At 66.5% G+C, this 21,401-nt stretch carries 18 protein-coding genes; 7 read left to right on the forward strand and 11 right to left on the reverse strand.

Going from position 1 to position 21,401, the window contains the following annotated elements; genetic code table 11:
- Positions 1-309: 309 nt before the first annotated feature.
- Both K323_RS0122480 and nucS read right to left on the reverse strand, forming a co-directional pair.
- The gene (locus K323_RS0122480) at positions 310-987 is read right to left on the reverse strand and encodes an HAD hydrolase-like protein (protein WP_022887512.1); all 678 of its coding nucleotides are present in this window, start codon (positions 985-987) and stop codon (positions 310-312) included.
- Positions 988-1,057: 70 nt separating this feature from the next.
- A complete protein-coding gene (gene nucS / locus K323_RS0122485; RefSeq protein ID WP_022887513.1) occupies positions 1,058-1,753 on the reverse strand; it encodes an endonuclease NucS in 696 nt (231 codons plus the stop codon).
- A gap of 158 nt (positions 1,754-1,911) precedes the next feature.
- Here nucS and K323_RS0122490 point away from each other — a divergent pair, with 158 nt between their 5' ends.
- Positions 1,912-2,310: a hypothetical protein gene (locus K323_RS0122490; RefSeq protein ID WP_022887514.1), complete on the forward strand. Its 399-nt coding sequence runs from the start codon at positions 1,912-1,914 to the stop codon at positions 2,308-2,310.
- A gap of 27 nt (positions 2,311-2,337) precedes the next feature.
- On the opposite strand, the gene K323_RS0122495 is transcribed toward K323_RS0122490, so the two are convergent.
- Positions 2,338-3,684, reverse strand: coding sequence for an MFS transporter (locus tag K323_RS0122495; protein ID WP_022887515.1), 1,347 nt, complete (start codon positions 3,682-3,684; stop codon positions 2,338-2,340).
- 105 nt (positions 3,685-3,789) lie between these two features.
- Here K323_RS0122495 and K323_RS0122500 point away from each other — a divergent pair, with 105 nt between their 5' ends.
- A complete protein-coding gene (locus K323_RS0122500) occupies positions 3,790-4,839 on the forward strand; it encodes a LacI family DNA-binding transcriptional regulator (protein WP_033373915.1) in 1,050 nt (349 codons plus the stop codon).
- A gap of 133 nt (positions 4,840-4,972) precedes the next feature.
- On the opposite strand, the gene K323_RS0122505 is transcribed toward K323_RS0122500, so the two are convergent.
- Positions 4,973-6,334, reverse strand: a complete 1,362-nt coding sequence (locus K323_RS0122505; protein ID WP_051147498.1) for an MATE family efflux transporter — start codon at positions 6,332-6,334, stop codon at positions 4,973-4,975.
- Between the two features lie 121 nt (positions 6,335-6,455).
- On the reverse strand, positions 6,456-6,851 hold the full coding sequence (locus K323_RS0122510) for a YccF domain-containing protein (protein WP_022887518.1): 396 nt from the start codon (positions 6,849-6,851) through the stop codon (positions 6,456-6,458).
- Positions 6,852-6,949: 98 nt separating this feature from the next.
- Here K323_RS0122510 and K323_RS0122515 point away from each other — a divergent pair, with 98 nt between their 5' ends.
- A complete protein-coding gene (locus K323_RS0122515) occupies positions 6,950-8,914 on the forward strand; it encodes a M13 family metallopeptidase (protein ID WP_022887519.1) in 1,965 nt (654 codons plus the stop codon).
- Positions 8,915-9,006: 92 nt separating this feature from the next.
- Positions 9,007-9,909: a serine hydrolase gene (locus tag K323_RS0122520; protein ID WP_022887520.1), complete on the forward strand. Its 903-nt coding sequence runs from the start codon at positions 9,007-9,009 to the stop codon at positions 9,907-9,909.
- Positions 9,910-9,932: 23 nt separating this feature from the next.
- Here the strand turns inward: K323_RS0122520 and K323_RS0122525 are convergent, their stop codons facing one another.
- Genes K323_RS0122525 through K323_RS0122540 form a run of 4 tightly spaced genes read right to left on the reverse strand, consistent with a single transcriptional unit; the run spans position 9,933 to position 14,450 of the window.
- Positions 9,933-10,325: a type II toxin-antitoxin system VapC family toxin gene (locus K323_RS0122525; protein ID WP_022887521.1), complete on the reverse strand. Its 393-nt coding sequence runs from the start codon at positions 10,323-10,325 to the stop codon at positions 9,933-9,935.
- Position 10,326: 1 nt separating this feature from the next.
- Positions 10,327-10,590 (reverse strand): type II toxin-antitoxin system Phd/YefM family antitoxin, encoded by a 264-nt coding sequence (locus K323_RS0122530; RefSeq protein WP_026852018.1) that lies wholly within the window; start codon positions 10,588-10,590, stop codon positions 10,327-10,329.
- Between the two features lie 31 nt (positions 10,591-10,621).
- The gene (locus tag K323_RS0122535; protein ID WP_022887523.1) at positions 10,622-13,126 is read right to left on the reverse strand and encodes a bifunctional lysylphosphatidylglycerol flippase/synthetase MprF; all 2,505 of its coding nucleotides are present in this window, start codon (positions 13,124-13,126) and stop codon (positions 10,622-10,624) included.
- A gap of 28 nt (positions 13,127-13,154) precedes the next feature.
- A complete protein-coding gene (locus K323_RS0122540) occupies positions 13,155-14,450 on the reverse strand; it encodes an alpha/beta hydrolase (RefSeq protein ID WP_026852019.1) in 1,296 nt (431 codons plus the stop codon).
- A gap of 198 nt (positions 14,451-14,648) precedes the next feature.
- On the opposite strand from K323_RS0122540, the gene K323_RS28130 reads away from it, so the two are divergent.
- On the forward strand, positions 14,649-16,274 hold the full coding sequence (locus K323_RS28130) for a flotillin family protein (protein WP_022887525.1): 1,626 nt from the start codon (positions 14,649-14,651) through the stop codon (positions 16,272-16,274).
- Between the two features lie 92 nt (positions 16,275-16,366).
- Here the strand turns inward: K323_RS28130 and K323_RS0122550 are convergent, their stop codons facing one another.
- Entirely contained in the window at positions 16,367-17,203 is an 837-nt protein-coding gene (locus K323_RS0122550) for a polysaccharide deacetylase family protein (RefSeq protein ID WP_022887526.1), read from the reverse strand.
- Positions 17,204-17,462: 259 nt separating this feature from the next.
- Here K323_RS0122550 and K323_RS0122555 point away from each other — a divergent pair, with 259 nt between their 5' ends.
- A complete protein-coding gene (locus K323_RS0122555; RefSeq protein WP_022887527.1) occupies positions 17,463-18,848 on the forward strand; it encodes a glycine--tRNA ligase in 1,386 nt (461 codons plus the stop codon).
- A 14-nt stretch (positions 18,849-18,862) separates the two neighbouring features.
- The gene (locus K323_RS28135) at positions 18,863-20,137 is read left to right on the forward strand and encodes an MFS transporter (protein WP_022887528.1); all 1,275 of its coding nucleotides are present in this window, start codon (positions 18,863-18,865) and stop codon (positions 20,135-20,137) included.
- Between the two features lie 100 nt (positions 20,138-20,237).
- Here K323_RS28135 and K323_RS0122565 read toward each other — a convergent pair whose 3' ends face one another.
- Positions 20,238-21,281, reverse strand: coding sequence for a zinc-dependent alcohol dehydrogenase family protein (locus K323_RS0122565; RefSeq protein ID WP_022887529.1), 1,044 nt, complete (start codon positions 21,279-21,281; stop codon positions 20,238-20,240).
- Between the last annotated feature and the right edge of the window lie 120 nt (positions 21,282-21,401).

Here is a 21,401-nt window from a genome sequence, read left to right on the forward strand (position 1 = left end):
CATGCTCGTGACCCAACAACCCTTCGATGAAGACGCGTATTGTCAAGGAAGGCTCAGTCGCGGACGGTGACGGCCACGGTAGCTATGCCGCTCGACGGCGCAACCTAGCTTGCCGCCCGCCCGCGCTGGGCCGCCTCTCACGGCGCACACGAAAGCCTGCCGCACAACGGCGCCTGATCAGCCTGCCGAACCAACGACGGCCCAGCCCTCCACACGAACGCATGTCCATCGACCTCCCACAGCCCGGTCCAAAAACGTCCCGGGCCGATCACACACGTCCAGCATCAAACTTGACACATGGCGCGAAAGCTAGCCGAGCAGCAGCTTGCCGAGTTGGTCGGCCGAATGCACAATAGCGGTCGCGGCAGCGGCCTCTGACGGTGAGCCGTATCCCCACTCCACGAGGATGGCCGGCACACCGTTGGCGGCCGCGCCTTCCGCGTCGTAGATGCGGTCGCCGACCATGACCGGCGCACTCAAGTCGGCACCGGCGGCCCCCAGCCGCGTCAGCGCCTCGGCGACGATGTCTGCCTTCTCGCTGCGCACCTCGTCTTCAGAAGCGCCGACAATCGCCGTGAAGTACTTGGCGAGGTCGAAGTGCTCAAGAATACGGATCGCGTTCAGTTCCGGCTTGCTGGTGGCCAGAGCGAGCGGAATGCCCGCGTCGTGGATGCGCTCGAGCAACCCGGCAACCCCCGGATAAACCGCGGTGTCGAGCGAAGCCGCACCCGAGTACTCCGAGCGGTACACGACCAGCGCTTCGTCAGCCTCATCCGTTGTCATTCCGGCGTACTCACGGAAGGCGGCCAACAGAGGAGGCCCGACGTAGGCCATCAGTTCTTGCAACGGCGGCACGGGCCGACCGAGCAGCGCGAAGGTGCGGGCGAGGGAGTTGGTGATGCCGGGAGCGGAGTCGGTGATCGTCCCGTCGAGATCGAAGAGGATGGCGCTCCAGGTGCGCGTCAAAGTAGGATTCACTCGCCTCATACTAGGGCTGGAAACCATGAAAGCGCTCACTCGGCTGATTTTGCGCCGGTTTGCGTGCTGATGAACGCGGTCAGAACAGCCGGGAATGCGTGTCATCGAGACCGCGCATGGCGTCGTAGTCGAGCACCAGGCAACGGATGCCGCGGTCCTCGGCCAGCGTGCGCGCCTGCGGCTTGATCTCCTGTGCGGCGAACACCCCGGCAACGGGTGCCAGATGCGGATCCCGGTTCATCAGCTCGAGATAGCGGGTCAGCTGCTCGACACCGTCGATGTCTCCCCGACGCTTCAGTTCGATCGCAACAGATTTGCCCGCAGCATCCCTCGCCAGGATGTCGACGGGTCCGATCGCCGTCATGTACTCGCGCCGCACGAGGGTGTGGCCGTCGCCTAGCAAATCGATGTTCTCTGCCAGCAGCTTCTGCAGATGCGCCTCGACGCCGTCTTTGACCAGTCCGGGGTCGATGCCGAGCTCGTGCGCGGAGTCGTGCAGCACCTCGTGCACGCTGACGATTAACCGGTCCTGGGTCTTCTTGTGCGTCACCTTCCACACCGCGGCGACCCCGGCGGCCGCCTGGTCGTCGTCTGGCTCCTGCACCGAGAGGGTGCAGGGCGGACTCATCCAGTTGAGCGGCTTGTACGAGCCGCCGTCTGAGTGCACGAGCACGCTGCCATCCGACTTGATCATCAGCAGGCGCGTGGCGAGCGGCAGGTGCGCGCTGAGTCGCCCGGCGTAATCGACGGAACACTGGGCAATAACGAGGCGCACTCGTCGAGTTTAACCGTGCCTCGTGCGTTGGCGCGACACGAGTGGGGGGTGACGGGTGCGAGCGCTGCCCTGCTACTTTGAGCGTGACTGGCGATAACCGCGATTCCGATAGCCGCGACGTTCGATAAGTGTGACCCCGACAGGTAAGGACTCCTCAGATGAACCGATCCATCCTCCGCGCTGCTTCCGGCATTGCGCTCGCCGCCGCCGCATTGCTCTCGATCAGCGCCTGCTCGTCGGACTCGTCGGGTTCGTCCAGTTCGGCGGAGGCACTGCCTCCGGTGATCGTCGAAATCGACTCGCTCGACGGCACCACGGTCGAGGTGCCGATGGGCGGCGCCATCGATATCACGGGCGACGACGAGACTTTCACCGACTGGAGCGCCGACATCTCCGACCCGGCGATCGCCGAGTTCACCCCGGGCAAAGACGACGGCTCAGCCCAGTTCAACCCGGGCATCACGCCGCTGAAAGAGGGCACCACAGACGTGACCATGTCGAACTCGACAACGGATGACACGGTCGACTTCACCGTGACCGTCACGCCGAAGAAGTAGCCGGGCCGGTCGTTCGCTGCCTGGCGCCTACGCGCCCGGCGGCGGCGAGGTCGAACGGGCCCGCTTGCCGGAGCGCTCGCGCGCAGCGGGCGCGGCCAGCCCGGCGACCACCATCAGCGCGAGGATGAGGTAGAGCGCGTTCAGGATTCCGATGGATTCACCGATCAGGCTGAGAACCGGGGGGCCGACCAGGAATGCGAAGTAGCCGATCACCGCGACCGCGCTGACCCTGGCCGCTGCCCGCTTCGGGTCGTCCGCCGCGGCAGACATTCCCACCGGGAAGCCGAGCGAGGCTCCGAGCCCCCACATCACGGTGCCGATCGCCAGGAGCCAGATCGTCGGGGCGAGGATGAACAACAGCAGCCCGACAATGCCGAGAGCCGCGCAGGCACGGAGCACTGGGACCCGCCCGAACCGGTCGAGCACTGGTCCGCCGGCCACCCGGCCGACAGTCATCGCCGTGACGAAGACGCCGAACACGATGGCGCCGTTGGTGTTGCTCAGCCCGTGCCCGTCGACCGCCGCCAGAGCCAGCCAGTCGTTGGCCGACCCCTCGGCAAACGTCATGCCAAGAACGATCGCGCCGATCAGCAGCACATTCAGGTCGCCCCAGACCGAGAGATTCTCTCGCAGTCTCGTGCGCCAGGTCGACGCGGGGGTCGTGCCCGCGTCATCCGTCACCGCGTCGTCATCGCCGAGCTCTGACCGATGCGGCAGGTAGCGCACCGCGATGATCGCGGCCCCGAGCACCAGCGCACCGATCAGCATCAGGTGCCAGAACACCGGCAGACTGATTGCGGATGCGCCGGCACCGAGCAGCGCACCGACCACAGTGCCGAGACTGAAGCAGGCATGCATGAGCGGCATCAGTGTCTTGGCGATGGCGCGCTCGGCCGCGGCGCCCTCGACGTTCATCATCACATCGACGGAGCCCATGCCGAATCCGAGAAGGGCAAGACCGGCGAAGACGAAACCCGCCGACGGGAAGAACGTCGTGCCTGCTCCAACGACGAGCAACCCGATCGCAGAGACGGAGATGACGAGCACCATTGCCCGTCTGGCGCCGAGCCGGGCGAGCAAGCCGGCTGCGGCGATGAGACCGAGCACGGAGCCGGCCGACAGACCGAAGATGACGATACCCACCTGGTCGAGCCCGAGGTCGAGACTGTCGCGCACCGCCGGCACCCTGGTGACCCAGCTCGCCGTCGCGAGGCCGCTGACGAAGAAAATCGCGAAGACGGCATTCCGCCAGGCCAGCAGCGGATGCCGGTCGCCGATGGTTCTGGCGTTCGTGTCGATGTCGGCGGCAGTGCCGCTTCCTGGCGCGCCGGTTGTGGCCGGCTCGCGTTCGGGGGGTGGAGTGGGGTTCGACACGGCGAGTCCTGAAGTGAGAGTGGGGAGCGAGGCATCCTCGAATCGATTCGATCGAATCGATTCGACTAAGCTATCGGATGTTGACCCCCCGCTGCAAGGAGCGTGATGCAGACAGAATCGCCCGATCGGCCGAACCTGGCCGCCGTCGCCCGGCGAGCCGGGGTGTCTCCGTCTACGGCATCCCTCGCCTTCAGCGGTTCCGGCCCGGTTTCAGACGCAACCCGCGAACGCGTGTTCGCCGCCGCGAGGGAACTCGACTACGCCGGCCCCGACCCGCGCGCCCAATCCCTGCGCCGCGGCCGCTCCGGAATCGTCGGCGTTGTGGTCGAGGAACGCGTGCGTGAAGCGTTTCGAGACCCGATCAAGATCGCGATGCTCGACGGAATCGCCGAGAGCATTGCGCCCCTCGATGCAGGGCTGCTGCTGCTGACCGACACCGGTGACGGCGCGGTGAGCATTGAGAATGCGCCGATGGATGCCGTTGTGCTGATCGGCTGCAGCCCGCGCCTCGGGCATTCGGTCGAGGTGCTCGCCCAGCGGCGCATCCCGATGGTGGCGATAGAGGGAGACGCCGGTGACGGTATGCCGCAGATCTCGCTCGACAACCGGGTGGCGACCCGCGTCGCGGCTCAACACCTGAAGGATCTCGGGCACACCAGTGTCGCGATGGTCACGCTACCCCTCGACCCCGAACGAAGCAGCGGCGCGCTGACCGCCGCCGCGGAAGCCGCCAGCACCTCAGACACTGCGTCGTCGCGCCTGGCCGGCGCCCGTGACGTGTTCCCCTCGATCGGCGGACGGATCGCAGCGGCGAGCTTCATCGAGGAGGGCCTCGAAGCGGGCCGCGTGCTTCTGTCGGCGTCCGCTCGGCCGACCGCGATCCTGGCGCAGAGTGACCTGCTGGCGGCCGGCGTCATCCGTGCGGCTGAAGAAGCGGGGCTTCGGGTGCCGGAAGACCTCAGCGTGATCGGTTTCGACGGCGTGCGGGTCGATGGCCTCGCCTACGATCTGACCACGCTGGTGCAGCCGGCAGCCGCGAAGGGCCGGGCCGCGGGTGAGGCGATCATTCGGATGCTGGACGGTGGCACCCCCGAGTCGGTCGCCTTCACGAGTGAGTTCCACCTCGGCGCCACCACCGCGCCGCCGCCCGCCTGAGCCTTCGCGCTCGCCGGTTGTCGCCATTTGCGCCGACTGTCGCCGTTCTATCGGCGATTGTGGGAGCGTTCGGCGATTGTGGGCGGTGTCGGGCGCACCAGTGTGGGGCGGATGCGGGGTCGGCGAGTGCCGCTCAGCGTGTGCCGGTGACGAGCCAGTGTGAGCCCTTGGCGCGTAGACCGAGGGTGACCGCGCGGGCACCGAGGTAGCCGAACACGAACGACGCCATCAGCACGGCGAGACCGACGGCACCGGATGGCGCCCAGGCGACGACCGCGATGGCGAGCGGAACGAAGACGGCCAGGTTGACCAGCCCTGTCAGTGCCAGGTAGCGCGCGTCGCCTGCTCCGATCAGCACGCCGTCGAGCACGAAGACGATTCCGCCGAGGGGCACTGACAATCCGAGCAGCACGAGGGTCGGTGGCAGCAGCGAGACGACCTCCTCTGCGCTGGTGAACAGGCCGCCGAGCACCCAGCTGCTCGCCACCACGAGAGCGCCGAGCGCGACTCCAGACACCACGCCCCACTCCAGGCAGCGGCGCAGCACCGCCCGAACACTTTCCACGTCTCCTGCGCCGAGCCCGCGCCCGATGAGAGCCTGGGCGGCGATCGCCAGTGCATCCAGGGCGAAGGCCAGCGTCGCGAACAGGGTCATTGCCACCTGGAACGCCGCCAGCTCAGGCGAGCCAAGGCTGGTGGCGGCGAACACGGCCAGCAGCATCGCTGCCCGCAGGCTGACGGTGCGCAGGAACAGCCAACCGCCGCTCGTTGCGCCCAGCAGCATCCCGGCCCTGTGGGGTCTGAGTCTCGCCCCTTCGCGCCTCGCCTGCCGCACGACGACCACGAGGTAGACCGCCACCATGCTCCACTGGGCGACGACGGTGCCGATGGCCGACCCGGCGATGCCGAGCTCAAGGCCGTAGATGAACCAGAAGTTGAGCACGATGTTCGCGCCGAAACCGAGACCGGCCACGTAGAGCGGAGTGCGCGTGTCTTGCAGGCCGCGCAGGAGGCCGGTGGCGGCGAAGACCAGCAGCATCGCCGGCAGCCCGAGCATGGAGATGCCGAGGTACGTGGCTGCCGCGGCGGTTACGGCAGGCTCGGCGCCGAACGCGCCGACCAGCAGCGGTGTCGCGAACCAGCCGGCAACGGCGAGTACGGCACCGAGGGCGAGCGCGAGCCACAAGCCATCGATGCCGACAGAGACGGCAGTGCGCCGGTCACCTGCCCCGAGCCACCTGGCGACGGCGGGGGTGGTGCTGTATGCGAGGAACACCATCAGTCCGATAATCGTCTGCAGCACCGCGCTGGCCAGGCCGAGGCCGGCCAGGGGAGTCTGCCCGAGGTGGCCGATCATCGCGGAATCCGCGAGCAGGAACAGCGGCTCGGCGACGAGCGCGCCGAGCGCGGGGACGGCAAGCCGGAGGATCTCGCGATCGATGGGTTGGCGGCTGAAGACTGTGATGGGTCCGACTCTACTTCGCGGTGCCGACATGGCCACCGTGTCGCCCGTCATTCCCGCCCGTCATCCCCGCTCGCGAGCCGTGAGCTGAGCACGTTCGTTTGGCGCGGGAAGGTGCTCAAGTCACGGCTCGGCGAAGAGAAACGGATGCCGCTCAGCGCGCGAAGACGCCCTGCCCGTTGTTGTCGACGATCTCCTTGCCGAGCGGCATCAGCGCGATCGGCACCATCTTGAAGTTGGCGATGCCGAGCGGGATTCCGATGATGGTGATGCAGAGCGCGACGCCGCTCAGCACATGCTCGATGGCGATCCAGATTCCGGCCACAATCACCCAGATCACGTTGCCGATGAACGCGAAGACGCCAGACGTCGGCTTGCTCACGACACGCCGGCCGAACGGCCAGAGCGCGTAGAAGCCGATGCGAAACGACGCGATGCCGAATGGAATCGTGACGATCAGGATGCAGCAGATGATGCCGGCGACCATGTAGCTGACAAATAGCCAGAACCCAGACAAGACCAGCCAGATGACGTTCAGCACGGTGTTCATAGTGTTGCCATCCAAGCACACGGCACCCCGGTGCTGCTGAGACCGACGCGCGCGTTCGACCAGCGCGTCGGCGCTTGGGTAGCACGTAGGCTTGACGCATGACTGACGTGCTGACCGCATCCGGAATCACTCTCTCCGAACTCGACCAGGGCGTCCGCCCGCAGGACGACCTGTTTCGCCACGTGAACGGCGCCTGGATCGAACGCACGGAGATCCCCGCAGACAAGGCCAGGTGGGGCTCCTTCTACCTGCTAGCCGAAGAGGCCGAAAAGGCCGTTCAGGCCATCATTGTCGAGGCGCAGACTGCCGAACCAGGAACCGAGGAGCGCAAGTTCGGCGACCTCTACGCCAGTTTCCTCGACGAAGAACGCATTGAACAGCTCGGTGCCGCGCCGCTGGCTGCCGACCTCGCATCCGTCGACGGCGTCACGTCGATCCCGGTCTTCCTCGGCACTCTCGGCCGCCTCGAGCGCGCCGGGGTGGCCGGCGCCTTCCAGCTCTACGTCGACAACGACCCTGGCAACCCTGAGCGCTACCTCGTTTTCATCGAACAGGGCGGTCTCGGCCTTCCAGACGAGTCGTACTACCGCGAAGAGAAATTCGCCGACGTGCGCACCGCATACCTCGCCTTCGTCGAGCGGATGCTGGCGCTCGCCGGGTTCGCCGACGCCGCGCAACGCGCCAAGCGCGTCTTCGACCTCGAAACCGAGATCGCGAGCCACCACTGGGACAACGTGGCCTCCCGCGACAGCGAGAAGACCTACAACCCGAAGTCCTGGGGCCAGGTGTCGGCGCTCGCCGCCGGCGCGGACCTCGATCGCTGGCTCGCCGGGCTCGACGCTCCAGAGCGGGCGTTCGACGAGGTTGTGGTTCGTCAGCCGAGTTTCGTCACCGGGCTTGCCGCGACCCTCACCGAGTCGCGCCTCGATGCCTGGCGCGACTGGCTGCGCTGGCAGATCGTGCGTTCGAGCGCTGCCTACCTCTCCACCGACTTCGTCGAGTCGAACTTCGACTTCTATGGCCGCACGCTCACCGGCACCCCGCAGATTCGTGACCGCTGGAAGCGTGGCGTGTCGCTTGTTGAGGGCTCGCTCGGCGAGGCCGTCGGGCGCATCTATGTTGAACGACACTTCCAGGCGAGTGCGAAAGAGCGCATGGACGTGCTCGTCGGCTACCTCGTGGAGGCCTACCGCGACTCGATCTCGAAGCTCGACTGGATGACGGAGGAGACCCGCGCCCGCGCCCTGGAGAAGCTCGACAAATTCACGCCCAAGATCGGCTTCCCGGTGAAGTGGCGCGACTATTCGTCACTCTCGATCGACGCGGCCGACCTCATCGCCAACGTGCGTGCGACCAGCGAGTTCGAGTTCCAGCGCGAGCTCGGCAAGATCGGCAAGCCGCTCGACCGTGACGAGTGGTTCATGACACCGCAGACCATCAACGCGTACTACAACCCCGGCTTCAACGAGATCGTGTTCCCCGCAGCCATCCTGCAGGCGCCGTTCTTCGATGAGACGTGGGATGCTGCGGCGAACTACGGTGCCATCGGTGCGGTCATCGGGCACGAGATCGGCCACGGTTTCGACGACCAGGGCTCGAAGTACGACGGAGACGGACGGCTCACCGACTGGTGGACTGAAGCCGACCGGGCCGCATTCGAGGAGCGCACGTCCGCACTCATCGCACAGTACAACGCACTGGCACCGAGGCAGGTTCCAGACCACCACGTCAACGGCGCACTCACGGTCGGCGAGAACATCGGCGACCTCGGCGGGCTCTCGATCGCCTGGAAGGCGTACCTGCTCTCGCTCGGTGGTGAGGAACCGCCGGTGATCGAGGGGCTGACAGGAGCCGAACGCTTCTTCCTCTCTTGGGCGCAGGCCTGGCAGATGAAGCTCCGCGACGAGGAGGCGGTGCGCCTGCTGGCGATCGATCCGCACTCGCCGAACGAGTTCCGCTGCAACCAGATCGTGCGCAACATCGACGAGTTCTACCGCGCCTTCGGCGTCACAGAGAGCGATGCCCTCTGGCTCGAGCCGGAAAAGCGCGTCACGATCTGGTGAGCCGCGTCGCCGGCGCGAGCCTCCGGCATCCGTGGGCTAGGGTATTTCGGGGGGATCCGTAGCCAGTATCGACTGAAAGCCGCCGACCCGGTATGCCAACTCAGGAATCGTCACGTCGCGCACGGCACTCCGCCGCGCATCAGGGCAAGCACCAGGGCAGCGAACAGAGCGACAATTTCAGTCGCGGATTCCAGGCGCTGGGCGAACTGGCGATGGACGGCGTGCAGGTCTCGGCCAGGGCAACAGACCTGGCCACCGGACGGGTGCTCTTCTCTGTCGACGACCACGTTGTGATGCCGACGGCCAGTATCGGCAAGGTGCTCCTGCTGATCGAGGTCTCCGCGCGGCTCAGCGACCCAGACTTCGGCGCGTTCACGATCCTCGACCGCACCATCGCCGACTCGGTCGGGGATTCCGGCATCTGGCAGCACCTCCAGGCGCCGTCACTGCCGGTGGCCGACCTGGCGGCGCTGGTCGGAGCGTCGAGCGACAACCTGGCCACGAATGTGCTGATCCGCACCGTCGGCCTCGATGCGATTCGTGATCGTGCGGAGCAAATCGGCCTCAGGCACACTGCCCTGCTCGACATGGTGCGTGGTCATCGTGGCCCAGACGACGCGCCGCAACTTTCGGTCGGCAGCGCCAGCGAGCTCACCTGGCTGTTCAGCGCCCTCGCCCGCGGTGAGGTGATCGACGCGGAGACCAGCGAGCGGGTGATCGGCTGGCTCTCGCTCGGCACCGACCTCTCGATGGTGGCCAGTGCCTTCGGACTCGATCCACTGGCGCATCGCGAGAGCGATCACGGCATCCTGTTGGTGAACAAGACGGGCACGGATGCCGGTGTGCGGAGCGAAGCGGGACTGCTGCGTGGTCCGCGTGCCGGGGTCGCATACGCAGTGTCGATGTATTTCGCAGACACCCGCCTCTCGTCACGCCTCGCGGTGCTCGAGGGCATGCGGCAGGTCGGACTCGACCTGCTCGAGCACGTGCACTGAGCATCCCCCGCGCCTGCAGCGGTTCAAGCGGGAGACGTCACCGGGATGCCGTTTGCCCTGGCGGCCTCCGCGAGGCGCTCGTCGTAGGTCACGACCCCGTCGAGGTCGTCCCCGAGTTCGAGTGCCGACGCGAGATGGATGGCATCCAGCGTGCGGAGGACGGCCGGGTCCAGACGGCCAGCCTCCTCGAAGGTCGAGCTGGCAAGTGAGATCAGCGTGAGCGAATCGAGCACCTCCCGCGCCCGCAGGATTCGGTCGGGCGCTCCGCGGCGAACGGCGCGCAGGAGTTCGGTGCGTGCGAGATCACACGAGACCGCAGCGCGATCCTCCCGGCCAAGCCACCGGCGCAAGGCCGGCGTCTCGGCTTCCGCGACAACGAGCTTCACGAGTGCAGAGGTGTCGAGGTAGTGGGCCACGTCAGTACCGCTCAGCCTCTCGCATCCTGGCCAGTTCGGTCGACAGGCTCGGCCCGGGTTCGGGAGCGGCCAGCTCACGGATGCTGCGCCTCGGCGGCCGCGCGCGCCCGGATTCCACTAGCTGCTGAAGCACCGATGAGGAGAGTGCCGTCAGCTGTGCGATCGGTCGCCCGCGGTCGGTGATCGTCAGGGTTTCCCCGGCGGCAGCGCGTGCGACGACGGCGGAGGCGTTCTGCTTAAGCGCTCGAATTCCCACTTCCGACATGTTCTACATTGTAGCACCTGGGTGTGGACGCTCAGGCCCGGGGCTTCACCAGCGTTCGGGCCAGCGACAACCCCTGCGCCGGCGTCATCTCCGGCAGGTAGGCCTTGCCGATCGCCGCTGCGATCGACGGGAGCGCCAGCGGATCCGGGTAGGTCATGTAGATCGTCGAGTATGTCGGGTTGAACTTGGCCTTGAACCGGAACAGCGAAGAGAACCCATACGCCGGCTCCAGCGACTTCGCGAGGAAGCCCAGAATCCCGCTCATCACCGTCGGCTCAGGCGGCTCCTCGCCCTCCGCGAGCGGCGCGCTTGCCAGCGGAGCCCCAGACAGGCTCAGCACCCTCGCGCCTTCTTCCTTCATGTGCAGCGCGGCCGACACGATCACGAATTCCATGATTCCGTTCATGCTGCCGTCTGCGCGGCGCATGAAGTCGATCGTCCAGCCGACGGGCACCCCCGCCTCGTACATCGGCAGCCAACTGGTGACGGCCTGCAGCTTGTCGTCCGGCCCGATCGCGAGCATCAGTTTCACCTCTGGATCGCGCAGTTCATCCATGCCGCCGAGCGTGAAGCCCATCTCGGGCAGTTCCTTCTCCGCCACCCACTGCTCGCTCACCGACACCACTTCGTTCAGGCGCGGCAGCGACAGTTCGTCCCACGACGTCCACTCGGCGCGGATGCCGTCCTTCAGCCCCCGGTTGAGTGCCTGCCTGACCTTCTGCCAGGGCTTGCCGGTCAGCTCAAGATCGATCGGATGCATCAGGGTCTCCTCGCCCACAGGCATCCACTCCCACCCGAGGTCCTTGAACACCGGCAGGTATTGCTCATGCACGCTGTAGAAGACGGGAACCCAGGCGTTCCGGTCGCAGAACGCGGTGAACTCGCCGATCGTCGCCGCCGCGCGTTCCGGGCGGCAAATCGGGTCTGAGAGGGTGATCGCGACACCGTTGATCACCCGGTAGGCGACCGCGGCCTCTCCATCGTCACTGAACCAGTACACGTTGCCTGGCCAGGTCGCCATGAAGCCAAGCGTTCCGCCGCCTCCACGCTGCAAGAGCTGACGGATGCGCCGGTCGTCGCCGGCACGCACCCGCGAGTCTGTGGCCCGGAAGACCAGCAGGATTCCCCACACCACGATCGCCCAGAAGATCGGCCCGACCCATTGGAACACGATCAGGGTGAGCGGATGCGTCGGCACGTATACCTCACCGGTTGTCCCGATGAAATGGAGCGGGATGAACCGCTTCGGCACGTCGAGCGGAAGGTCGATCCACGTCGCGACGGGGACGAAGGTGTTGAAGGTGAGCACCGCGATGACGCTGTAGAGCAGGGCGAGCACCACGAAGCTGACGGCGGTCACCGTGGCGAACCTGATGTATGCCTGGCGGGGCGCGAGCACGGTGAAATGCCGCCGGTTGACCAGCAGCACGACGGCGATGCCGAGTGGCACGGCCACGGCGGAGCCGATCCAGACGATGATCTCACCGACATCGAGCGGTGCGGCGTCCTCTCCCACTTCGGAGAGCGTGACAACAAGATCGAAGCTGAAGGCGGCAAGACCGGCCAGGGCCAGGTTCACGCCGACGGCGAGCCAGAGGGCAAAGCGGCGCCCCTTGCGGAGTCCCCAGGCGGCGACCAGCAGCAGTATCAGGGGAACGAAGGTCAGCAGGATGGGACCGACGCCGTAGAGGTTCAGCACGGCGAGCGCGTGATCGCAATCGAGGGTGTCGGCGGCTCCGCACGTCTCGAGTATCGACGCGCGATCGGGCAGCGGATCGCTGAACAGCGAGCCGAACAGTGAAAGCGGGCCGAAGCCATTCGGGTTCGCTATCGAGATGAGCGGACCGATTGCGGTGACCGTGAGCACGGTGGCGAGCAGGGTGCGTGTCTCCCGGTGAGAGCTTCTGTGGAGCTGGAACGGATGAGCGTCCCTGGCCAGCAGCACGCCGAGCACGAGGCCGGCGATGGCCGCGATCAGGCGGTAGACGTTCTCGGTGTCGCCGTCATAGAGCACGAACATCAGCAGGAACGCGAGCAGGGTGATGCGGGTGCGTCGACGCCACAGCGCGCTCATGAATGCGGATGCCGTCATGACGGCCCCGAAGATCGGTGAGAGCGGGTCAAGGGTGAGATCGGCTTTGGTGCCGTCTGCCCACCATTCGCCCCAGAGGGATCCGGACCACTGCAGCAGCACGCCGAGTGCCACCCCGACGACCCCGGTCACGACCATGGCGAGCACTGTGCGCCGGAGGCCGAGCAGCCGTTCGGCCACGCCGAGCAGCACCAGTGCCAAGAGTATCCCGACGATGAGCTGCACCGGCCCCTGCGCCAGGCCGAGTGCGCTGAGCACGCTCCACCAGCGCCCGCCATCGACGGTGGTGGTCACTCCGGCCGACCAGGCGTCCAGGGTTTCTTTCGACGCCGGCTGCAGGATCGTGCCCGCGATGACCGCGGTCACCAGCAGCAGGGCGGCGAAGCCGATAGAGAGCGGGATGGAAGCCAGGTAGCGCCCGGCGAACCGCAGGGTGTCCTTCATGCTGTTCCTCTCATCTGGACTGTTCCTCTCATCGGGACTGTTCCTCTCCTTGAGTCAGGCCCAACCGGGGATACAGCACGTCGAATGCCCCGTTCAGCCCGCCGTCCAGCGCGACAATCGTGTGTCCGCCGTTCGGCACTTCAAAATATGTCACGGCCATTCCTGCAGCGGCGGCCGCCTCGCTGACGATCTTCACTCCAGGGCCGAACGCGTCGTCGTCAGAACCGGCAGTGAAGATCGCCACGGTGTCTGGATAGTCGTGGTCCGCAAGGATGTTCACCGGCTTTTCGCGGTCGTATGCGGCCTGGTCGCCGTGGAAGACATCGGAGAGAACCTCGTCCGCGTTCTCACTGCCCGGATACTCGACTCCGGCGATATCGATGACGTTACCCCAGACCTCGGGATCCCGCGCCGCCAGGCTGATGGCGCACTGCCCTCCGTTGGAGTAGCCGGCGACGGTCCAGTCGGTGCGGTTTGCAGAGATGTTGAGGTTCTGCGTTGCCCAGCCGACGGCATCCGTCCGCAGGTAGGTCAGCGCGTTGCCAAACTGGATCGTATCGAGGCAGAGCGGGTCGATCGACGGGTCGCCGAGCTGGTCGACGACAAGCACGATCGGGGCGAGTCCGTCGTGCTCGGCGGCGAATCGGTCGAGCACGTCGCCGATCGGGTGTGCGTCAGGGTTGCCGGGCTGCCCCATCATCATGAGCACAAACGGCAGGTTGGGCGGGTCTGCCGCCAGCGCCGCCGGCGGCAGGTAGACCTCGGCGTCGCGGGCGTCGAAGCCCGACTGTGAGGCAGGGATGTGCACGGTGCCGACGCGTCCGGTTGCCGGTAGGCCGCCTGGATCCTGCCAGGTCTCCCACAGTGGCCGGCCATCGGCATCCGTCGTCTGGATCTTTGTAGGCAGGTCGATAGGGCGGTCGATGTTGATGCCGAACAGCGAACCGAGGTCGGGATTCAGGCCGAAATAGGCGTTGATGCCGAGCCCGGCCGTGGCAGCGATGAGCACCGCACTGATGATGGCGACAATGCGGCGGAGTGCTCCGGACCGCCAGAGGTTCACCGCGGCCAGTGCTATGCCAGCGAACGCGCCCACGATCCAGACACGGGTCTCGGGTGCCATCGGCGGGCCGAACGACTCCAGGGCGTCGACCGACCAGGTGACGAGGAGGCCGAGCAGCGAACCGGCCGCCAGCGCGACGAGCGAGGGAATCAGCCAGCGGGCGAACGGGCGGCGCAGCAGGAGATAGAGGAAGGCGATCACAGCGCACCCATACACCACCCAGAGCAGGACCGGATCGTCGATGTCGATGGTGAGGAACACCACACGTTCTCCGATCCTGGCGGGCAAGTTGAACGGGCAGACTCACCCCGGGGCACACCCACCCTACTGTTCGGATGGGCAGGGAAGACACGGATTTATGTCGCCACTTGCGGGGTCATATCGGAGGCCATCCCCCGTTAGGGGAGGCGCCGTTCTGTCGCAACCGGTACGCTTCGATGACCGCCTCGAAAGGACACCATGTTCGACTTCCTGTTCTCGCCCATCCCCGGTCTGATCGCACTGGTCGTCATCGTTCTGCTGATCGTGCTGGTCTATGCGCGTTCGATCTACAAGAACGCCGGTCCGGACGAGGCGCTCGTCATCACCGGACGTAAGTCGAAGAAGACCATCGTCGACGGTGCGACCCTCGAAGAGTCCGGCCAGCGCGTTGTGCACGGCCAGGGTGTGTTCATCACCCCGTTCTTCCAGAAGGCGTTCAAGATCAGCCTGCGCAGCCGGGCCATCGAGATCACCGCCGTCGCCCAGGACAGAAACGGCATCACCCTGAGCGTCGAAGCGGTCGCCATCGTGAAGGTCGGTGATGACCCTCAGGCCATCCGGGCAGCAGCCCAGCGCTTTCTCGGCCAGGACAAGAACATCGACAACTTCGCGCAGGAAGTGCTCTCGGGTTCGCTGCGTTCCTCCATCGGTGCGACGGATGTCATGACCATCATTCAGAAGCGCGACGAGTTGGGTTCGTCGGTGCTGGCGACCGCACGGGAGTCGCTGGCCAACCAGGGTCTCGACGTCGACTCGTTCGAGATCAAGGGCATCACAGACGAGAACGACTACATCCGCGACATCGGTCGTGCGGAGCAGGCCAAGGTGCGCAGGCAGGCCGAGGTCGCCGAGCACCAGGCGAACCGCGAGGCGCAGGAAGCGTCCATCGCAGCAGAGCAGGCGGTTGTTGAAGCGCAAAACACGCTCGCGCTCCGTCGAGCAGCGCTGCAGCTCGACACCGACAAGGCATCTGCTGAGGCAGCGGCGGCCCGGCCGCTCGCCGAGGCGACCGCGCAGCAGGGCATCGTGCGCGAACAGGAGATGACGGCACAGCTGCGCGCCACACTGCGGAAGGCCGAGCTCGAGTCAGAGGTCAACGCCGTCGCCGACGCCGAGGCCTACCGCATCAAGGTCACCGCGCTCGCCGCAGCGGAGGCTGCCGTGACCGCGGCAAACGGTGATCGGGACAGCCGCATCGCCACCGCCGCGGCTGTTCGTGAAGAGGGCGAGGCGAACGCCGACGCCATCCGTGCACGCGGTGCGGCTGAAGCTGAAGCGACACGCTTGAGCGCAGAGGCCGTCGCGCAGCAGTCCGAGGCATTCCTGCAGCTTCGCATGGTGGAGATGCTGCCGGAGATCGCCCGCCAGCTCGCGGCGCCGATGGGCAACATCGATCAGTTGACCGTGATTTCGACGGACGGCGCAAGCCAGCTCACGAAGAACGTTGCGTCGGGCTTCACCGAGGTCGACGGCGTGCTGAGCTCGACCATGGGAGTGGGAATCAAGGATCTGCTGGGCAGCCTCGTCGGCGGCACTGCAGCCGGCGCGGCGTTCGCGAAGGGCGCGGATGGTGCGAGCTCGCGGCCTGGTGCGGGGTCGGCTGCTGCTTCTGCTCCGACGGCTCCGACGGCTCCGACTGTTCCGGCTTCGGGCGGCGCTCACAGCTCGACGACCGTGAAGGTCGACCTTCCGACCGAAGACCTTGCGGGGCTCGCGCAGACGGTGACAGACCAGGCCGGGGTTGTCGCCGGGCATGCCGGTTCGGTCGCCCAGGAGGCGGCCGCTGTGGCCGACAAGGCCGCCGCTCTCAACGACCTGCGCTAACGCCCGCTCACGCCCGCTGTCGCTGGCCGGGGAGAACCGATATTGGTCGAGCCCGTTCCGTGGTTCCGGCAGGCTCAACCAGCGATGCTGCTTTACGGATGCGCCTCGCTGGTGAAGACGTCATTGAGGTTCACCGTCTGCAGCCCTCGTTCGGCGACGAGCGCCAGCAACTGCGGGAAGACATTGCACACCGGTTCGAAGTTGGCACGCCCGATCACGATGTGCTGCGGCAGAAACCACTTCGTCGCGAACTCCACCACCTGGGCTTCGGTGATCAGCCCGGAATCCGAGAGCGACCCGTACCAGAGCGTCGGCACCGTGTAGCCGATGCCAGCCGCCAGGTCATCGACGCGATCGTCGTGATAACCGAACGGCGGCCGGAAGAACGGCCGCGCATCGACGCCGTAGGTGTCCTCGATGAAATCGTGGTTGCGCTGCAGTTCGTCGACGACCCCAGTGTCTGACAATTCCGTCAGATCTGCGTGCGACCAGGTGTGGTTCCCCAACTGCACCTGACCGCTCTGCACCAGCGGGAGCAGAAGCGGCGCGTTGACCGCCCAGGAGTCGTAACTTCCGTTGAGGAAGAACGTCAGCCGGGTTCCGGAGTCCGCCGCGAATTGCGTGTAGCGAGCCACGACATCCGTGCTCGCACCATCATCGACGGTCCACGCCATCAGGTTTCCCTCACCGGGGAGCTCGGTGAGCGTGCCACCAGGAACAGGTCTGCGTTCAGGGGCGGGCGGAGGAAGCTCAACGGCAACAGGGGTTGGCGTGTCGATTGGCACCGGCCTGGCAACCGGAGTCAGTGCGGGTAAGGGCGTTGGGCCCGCGCTCGCCGACCGTGTCGGCACGAGATCGGCGGTATTCGCCGCGCATCCGCTCAGCAACAGGGCTGATCCGGCCACCGTGAGAAAAGCGCGACGATCCACGGTGCTACCGAACCCCAGTCAGCACGCGAGCCGAGCGGACGGATGCTGCCATGCGTGAGCTGCCTCCCCTGTGCTGTCCCCGGTGCCGGGTGTACTGCCCGGCGCCGCCCCCACGACACTGGACCCGAGCCTATTTGCCGTTGGAGGCCATGGGCAACGCCCCTGTCCGGGTAGCATCGGCAGCTGCGCCGCCCAAGCGCCGCTAAAATGGCAGGACCGCCATCCGGGCACTCGCCTGCCCTCGACCATTGGAGCCACCGTGGCCGCACAGTCCCGTCTCGATTCCGTCATCGCCCTCGCCCGCCACCGGGGATTCGTCTTCCAGGCCGGTGAGATCTACGGCGGATCGCGGTCGGCCTGGGACTACGGACCCTTGGGTGTCGAGCTCAAGGAGAACATCAAGAAGCAGTGGTGGAAGTACATGGTCACCGGCCGGGAGGATGTCGTCGGGCTGGACTCGGCCGTCATCCTGCCCCGCAAGGTCTGGGAAGCATCCGGCCACGTCGAGGTCTTCAGCGACCCGCTCGTCGAGTGCACCAGCTGCCACAAGCGCTTTCGTGCCGATCACCTCGAGGAGGAGTTCGAGGCGAAGAAGGGCCGCGTTCCTGAAAACGGCCTCGACGACATCGCCTGCCCGAACTGCGGAAACCGCCACACCTGGACGGAGCCGCGCGCTTTCTCCGGCCTGCTGAAGACCTTCCTCGGCCCGGTCGAAGAAGAAGCCGGCATGCACTACCTGCGCCCAGAGACGGCGCAGGGCATCTTCGTGAACTTCGCCAACGTGCTGCAGGCTTCACGCTCGAAGCCGCCGTTCGGCATCGGCCAGATCGGCAAGAGCTTCCGCAACGAGATCACGCCGGGAAACTTCATCTTCCGCACCCGCGAGTTCGAGCAGATGGAGATGGAATTCTTCGTCGAGCCGGGCACGGACGAGACCTGGCACGAGTATTGGCTCGAGCAGCGAATGAGCTGGTACACCGGCCTCGGCATCAACCCAGACAACCTGCGCTTCTTCGAGCACCCGGCCGAGAAGCTCTCGCACTACTCCAAGCGCACCGTCGACATCGAGTACCGCTTCGGTTTCCCCGGGGGCGAATTCGGCGAGCTCGAAGGCGTGGCGAACCGCACCGACTTCGACCTCAAGACGCACTCAGAGGCATCCGGCAAAGACCTGTCGTACTTCGACCAGACCAAGAACGAGCGCTGGATTCCGTATGTGATCGAGCCTGCGGCCGGCCTGACCCGCTCGCTGATGGCCTTCCTCGTTGACGCGTACGACGAAGAGGAAGTGCCCAACGCCAAGGGTGGCGTCGACAAGCGCACCGTGCTGCGGCTCGACCCGCGCCTGGCTCCGGTGAAGGTGGCAATCCTGCCGCTCTCCCGCAATGAGAAGCTGACACCGATGGCTAAGGCGCTCGCCGCCGAGCTGCGCGAGTCGTGGAATGTCGACTTCGACGACGCCGGGGCAATTGGTCGCCGCTACCGCCGTCAAGACGAGATCGGCACCCCGTTCTGCGTCACGGTCGACTTCGACTCGCTCGACGACCAGGCCGTCACCGTGCGCGACCGCGACACGATGGCACAGGAGCGGGTGCCGCTGACCGGTCTCTACGCCTACCTCGCGGAGCGCCTGCGCGGCGCCTAGCCTGCGAACCAGCGGTGACCAATAGCGAAGCGACGGATGCCGGTGCGCACGCCGGTGCACCGGCACGCTTCGGCGGCCTTCGCAACAAGCCGACCCGAAGGTACATCGGCTTCGGCATGCTCGGGATGATGGGCGACAACATCGAGCACGTCATCACGTACTGGGTGATGTGGCAACTGTTCCACTCGCCGTTGCTCGCCGGTTTCGCCGTGATCAGCCACTGGCTGCCGCACCTTTTTCTCTCCGTCTGGTCTGGTGGCCTTGCCGATCGGTACGACTGTCGGCGCATCATCCAGGTCGCGCAGCTGACCTTCATGGGTGTCTCCGCATCCTGGGGCGTGTTGTTCGTCACGGATTCGCTGCAGCCGTGGCACTGCTGCGTGCTCCTGGTGCTGCACGGGCTGGCCAGCGCGATCTGGCATCCGGCTGAGCAGATGATGCTCTACGACATCGCGTCGCCGGCCGGGCTGCCGAGCGCGGTGCGGCTGAACTCCACCGGGCGCAGTATGGGTATGTTGCTCGGCCCGCTGGTCGGAGCGGTGCTGCTGGTCTGGGTCGGGCCTGACCTTGGGATGTTCGTGAACATCCTGTCGTTTGTGCCGATGCTCGTCTTCATGTTCATCACGCCGTATACCGGGCACCTGCGCTCCGGTACGGTGGCGCGCACTCGAGTGGCACTCGGAGAGGCGTTCAGGTTGCTTCGCCAGGTGCGCTCGAACCCGTATCTGATCACGATGATCGTGCTTGCCGGAGCGACCTCTTTGCTGATCGGGGTGGCGCTCGCCCCACTGATGCCGGAGTTCGCCGACATGCTTGGGGCCGAGAACGCCGGCTTCGCATACAGCGCGCTGATGGGCGCGAATGCCGTCGGCGCGGTGATCGGCGGGGTGCTGCTGGAGTCGTCTGGCTTCTTCCGGCCGACGATCAGGGTGGCCATGGTCGCCACACTGGTCTTCGGTATCGCGACGCTGGCCTTCGCGCTGTCGAACAACTACGCGTTCTCGCTCGGGGTCCTGGTGCTCGGCGGCATTGCAACGCTGGTCTCATCGTCGACGGCGCAGACGATCGTGCAGCTCGCGGCGCCCGCCGCCATTCGTGGTCGGGTGATCGGGCTGTACGGCATGTCGAGCATGGGCCTCCGTGCGGGCAGTGGACTGACGATCGGGATCCTCGGCACCGTGATCGGAGTGCAGTGGGCCGTCGGTGTGAGCGCCATCCTGTTGTGCGCGGTGGCGGTGGCCATGCTGGTATACGCGCGCATCGCGCACATCCCGCGCCTGCCAGAGTAGGCGCCTGCGCGACTCCCGCTGCGTGCGCTGTTGCGAATACAGGCGCGGCGGAGAGTGATCCACAGGAGGAGTGTGTTCTGCGGATAACTTCGAACCGAGCTCAACGCCCGGGCGCGACCTCGATCAGCGTGACGCCGGGTGCGGCGTGCGACATCGCGGCGAGGGCTTCTGGTGCCTCGTCGAGGGTGATTCGTCGTTCGATGAGGTCTTGCGGGCGAAGCCGGCCCGACGCGACCAACGCCAGCAGCTCCGGGTAATCGGCCGCCGGCATCCCGTGACTGCCGAGCACGCTGAGTTCCTTCGAGATAACGACGCCAAGGGGCACGCGCGGGTCGTCGGCGAGCAGTCCGATTTGCACGTGGCGCCCACGAGTGGCAAGTGAACGGATGCCGATGGCCACCGTCGATTCCCGGCCGAGCGCTTCGAGGCTGACGTTCGCACCGTCATCCGTCAGCCCTCGAATGGCCGTGACCACCTCGGATTCGGTGAGCCCTGCCGAGTTCACCGTGTGGGTGGCGCCGACCCGGATCGCGGCCGCCAGCGCGTCAGGGCTGATGTCGACGGCGATCACCGTGGCGCCGAGCGCTCGCCCGATCATCACCGCGCTGAGGCCGACGCCGCCGCAGCCGATGACAACGAGAGTCTCGCCGGCCTGCAGCCGCGCCTGGTGCACGAGTCCGCGGTAGGAGGTGGCGAAGCGACAGCCGAGCAGTGCCGCGGCGCCGGCGTCGAGGTCGTGCGGCACGGGGATGAGGTTCACGTCGGCGTCGTGCAGTGCCACTCGTTCCGCGTACGAACCCCAATGGGTGAAGCCGGGCTGGGTTTGGTTGCGGCAGACCTGGGCGTTGCCGCCCTGGCACTCCGGGCAGCGGCCGCACGCGCAGACGAATGGCACCGTCACGCGCTGGCCGACCTCGAAGCGGTGCACGTCGGGGCCGGTGGACTCGATGACGCCGACCAGTTCATGGCCGGGAACATGCGGCAGAGCGATGCCGTCGTCGTGGCCCTGCCACCCGTGCCAGTCGCTTCGGCAGAGGCCGGTGGCTCCGACCCGAACGACGACGCCGGCAGCGCTCGGAGTCGGGTCGGGAACCTCGCGCACCTCTGGGACGCCACCGAACTCGCTGAACCAGACTGCTCGCATCCGTCAATACTCGCACCCGCAAGCCCTGTTCAAGTCCTTCTCTCGCTCATCATCCCGGCGCTGTGCTGGTTGGCCACGACCCTGCCATGGTCACATCTCGAGCTCGACCGGTAGAGATCT

This window comes from Glaciibacter superstes DSM 21135, assembly GCF_000421145.1.
GTDB classification, from domain to species: Bacteria; Actinomycetota; Actinomycetes; order Actinomycetales; family Microbacteriaceae; genus Cryobacterium; species Cryobacterium superstes.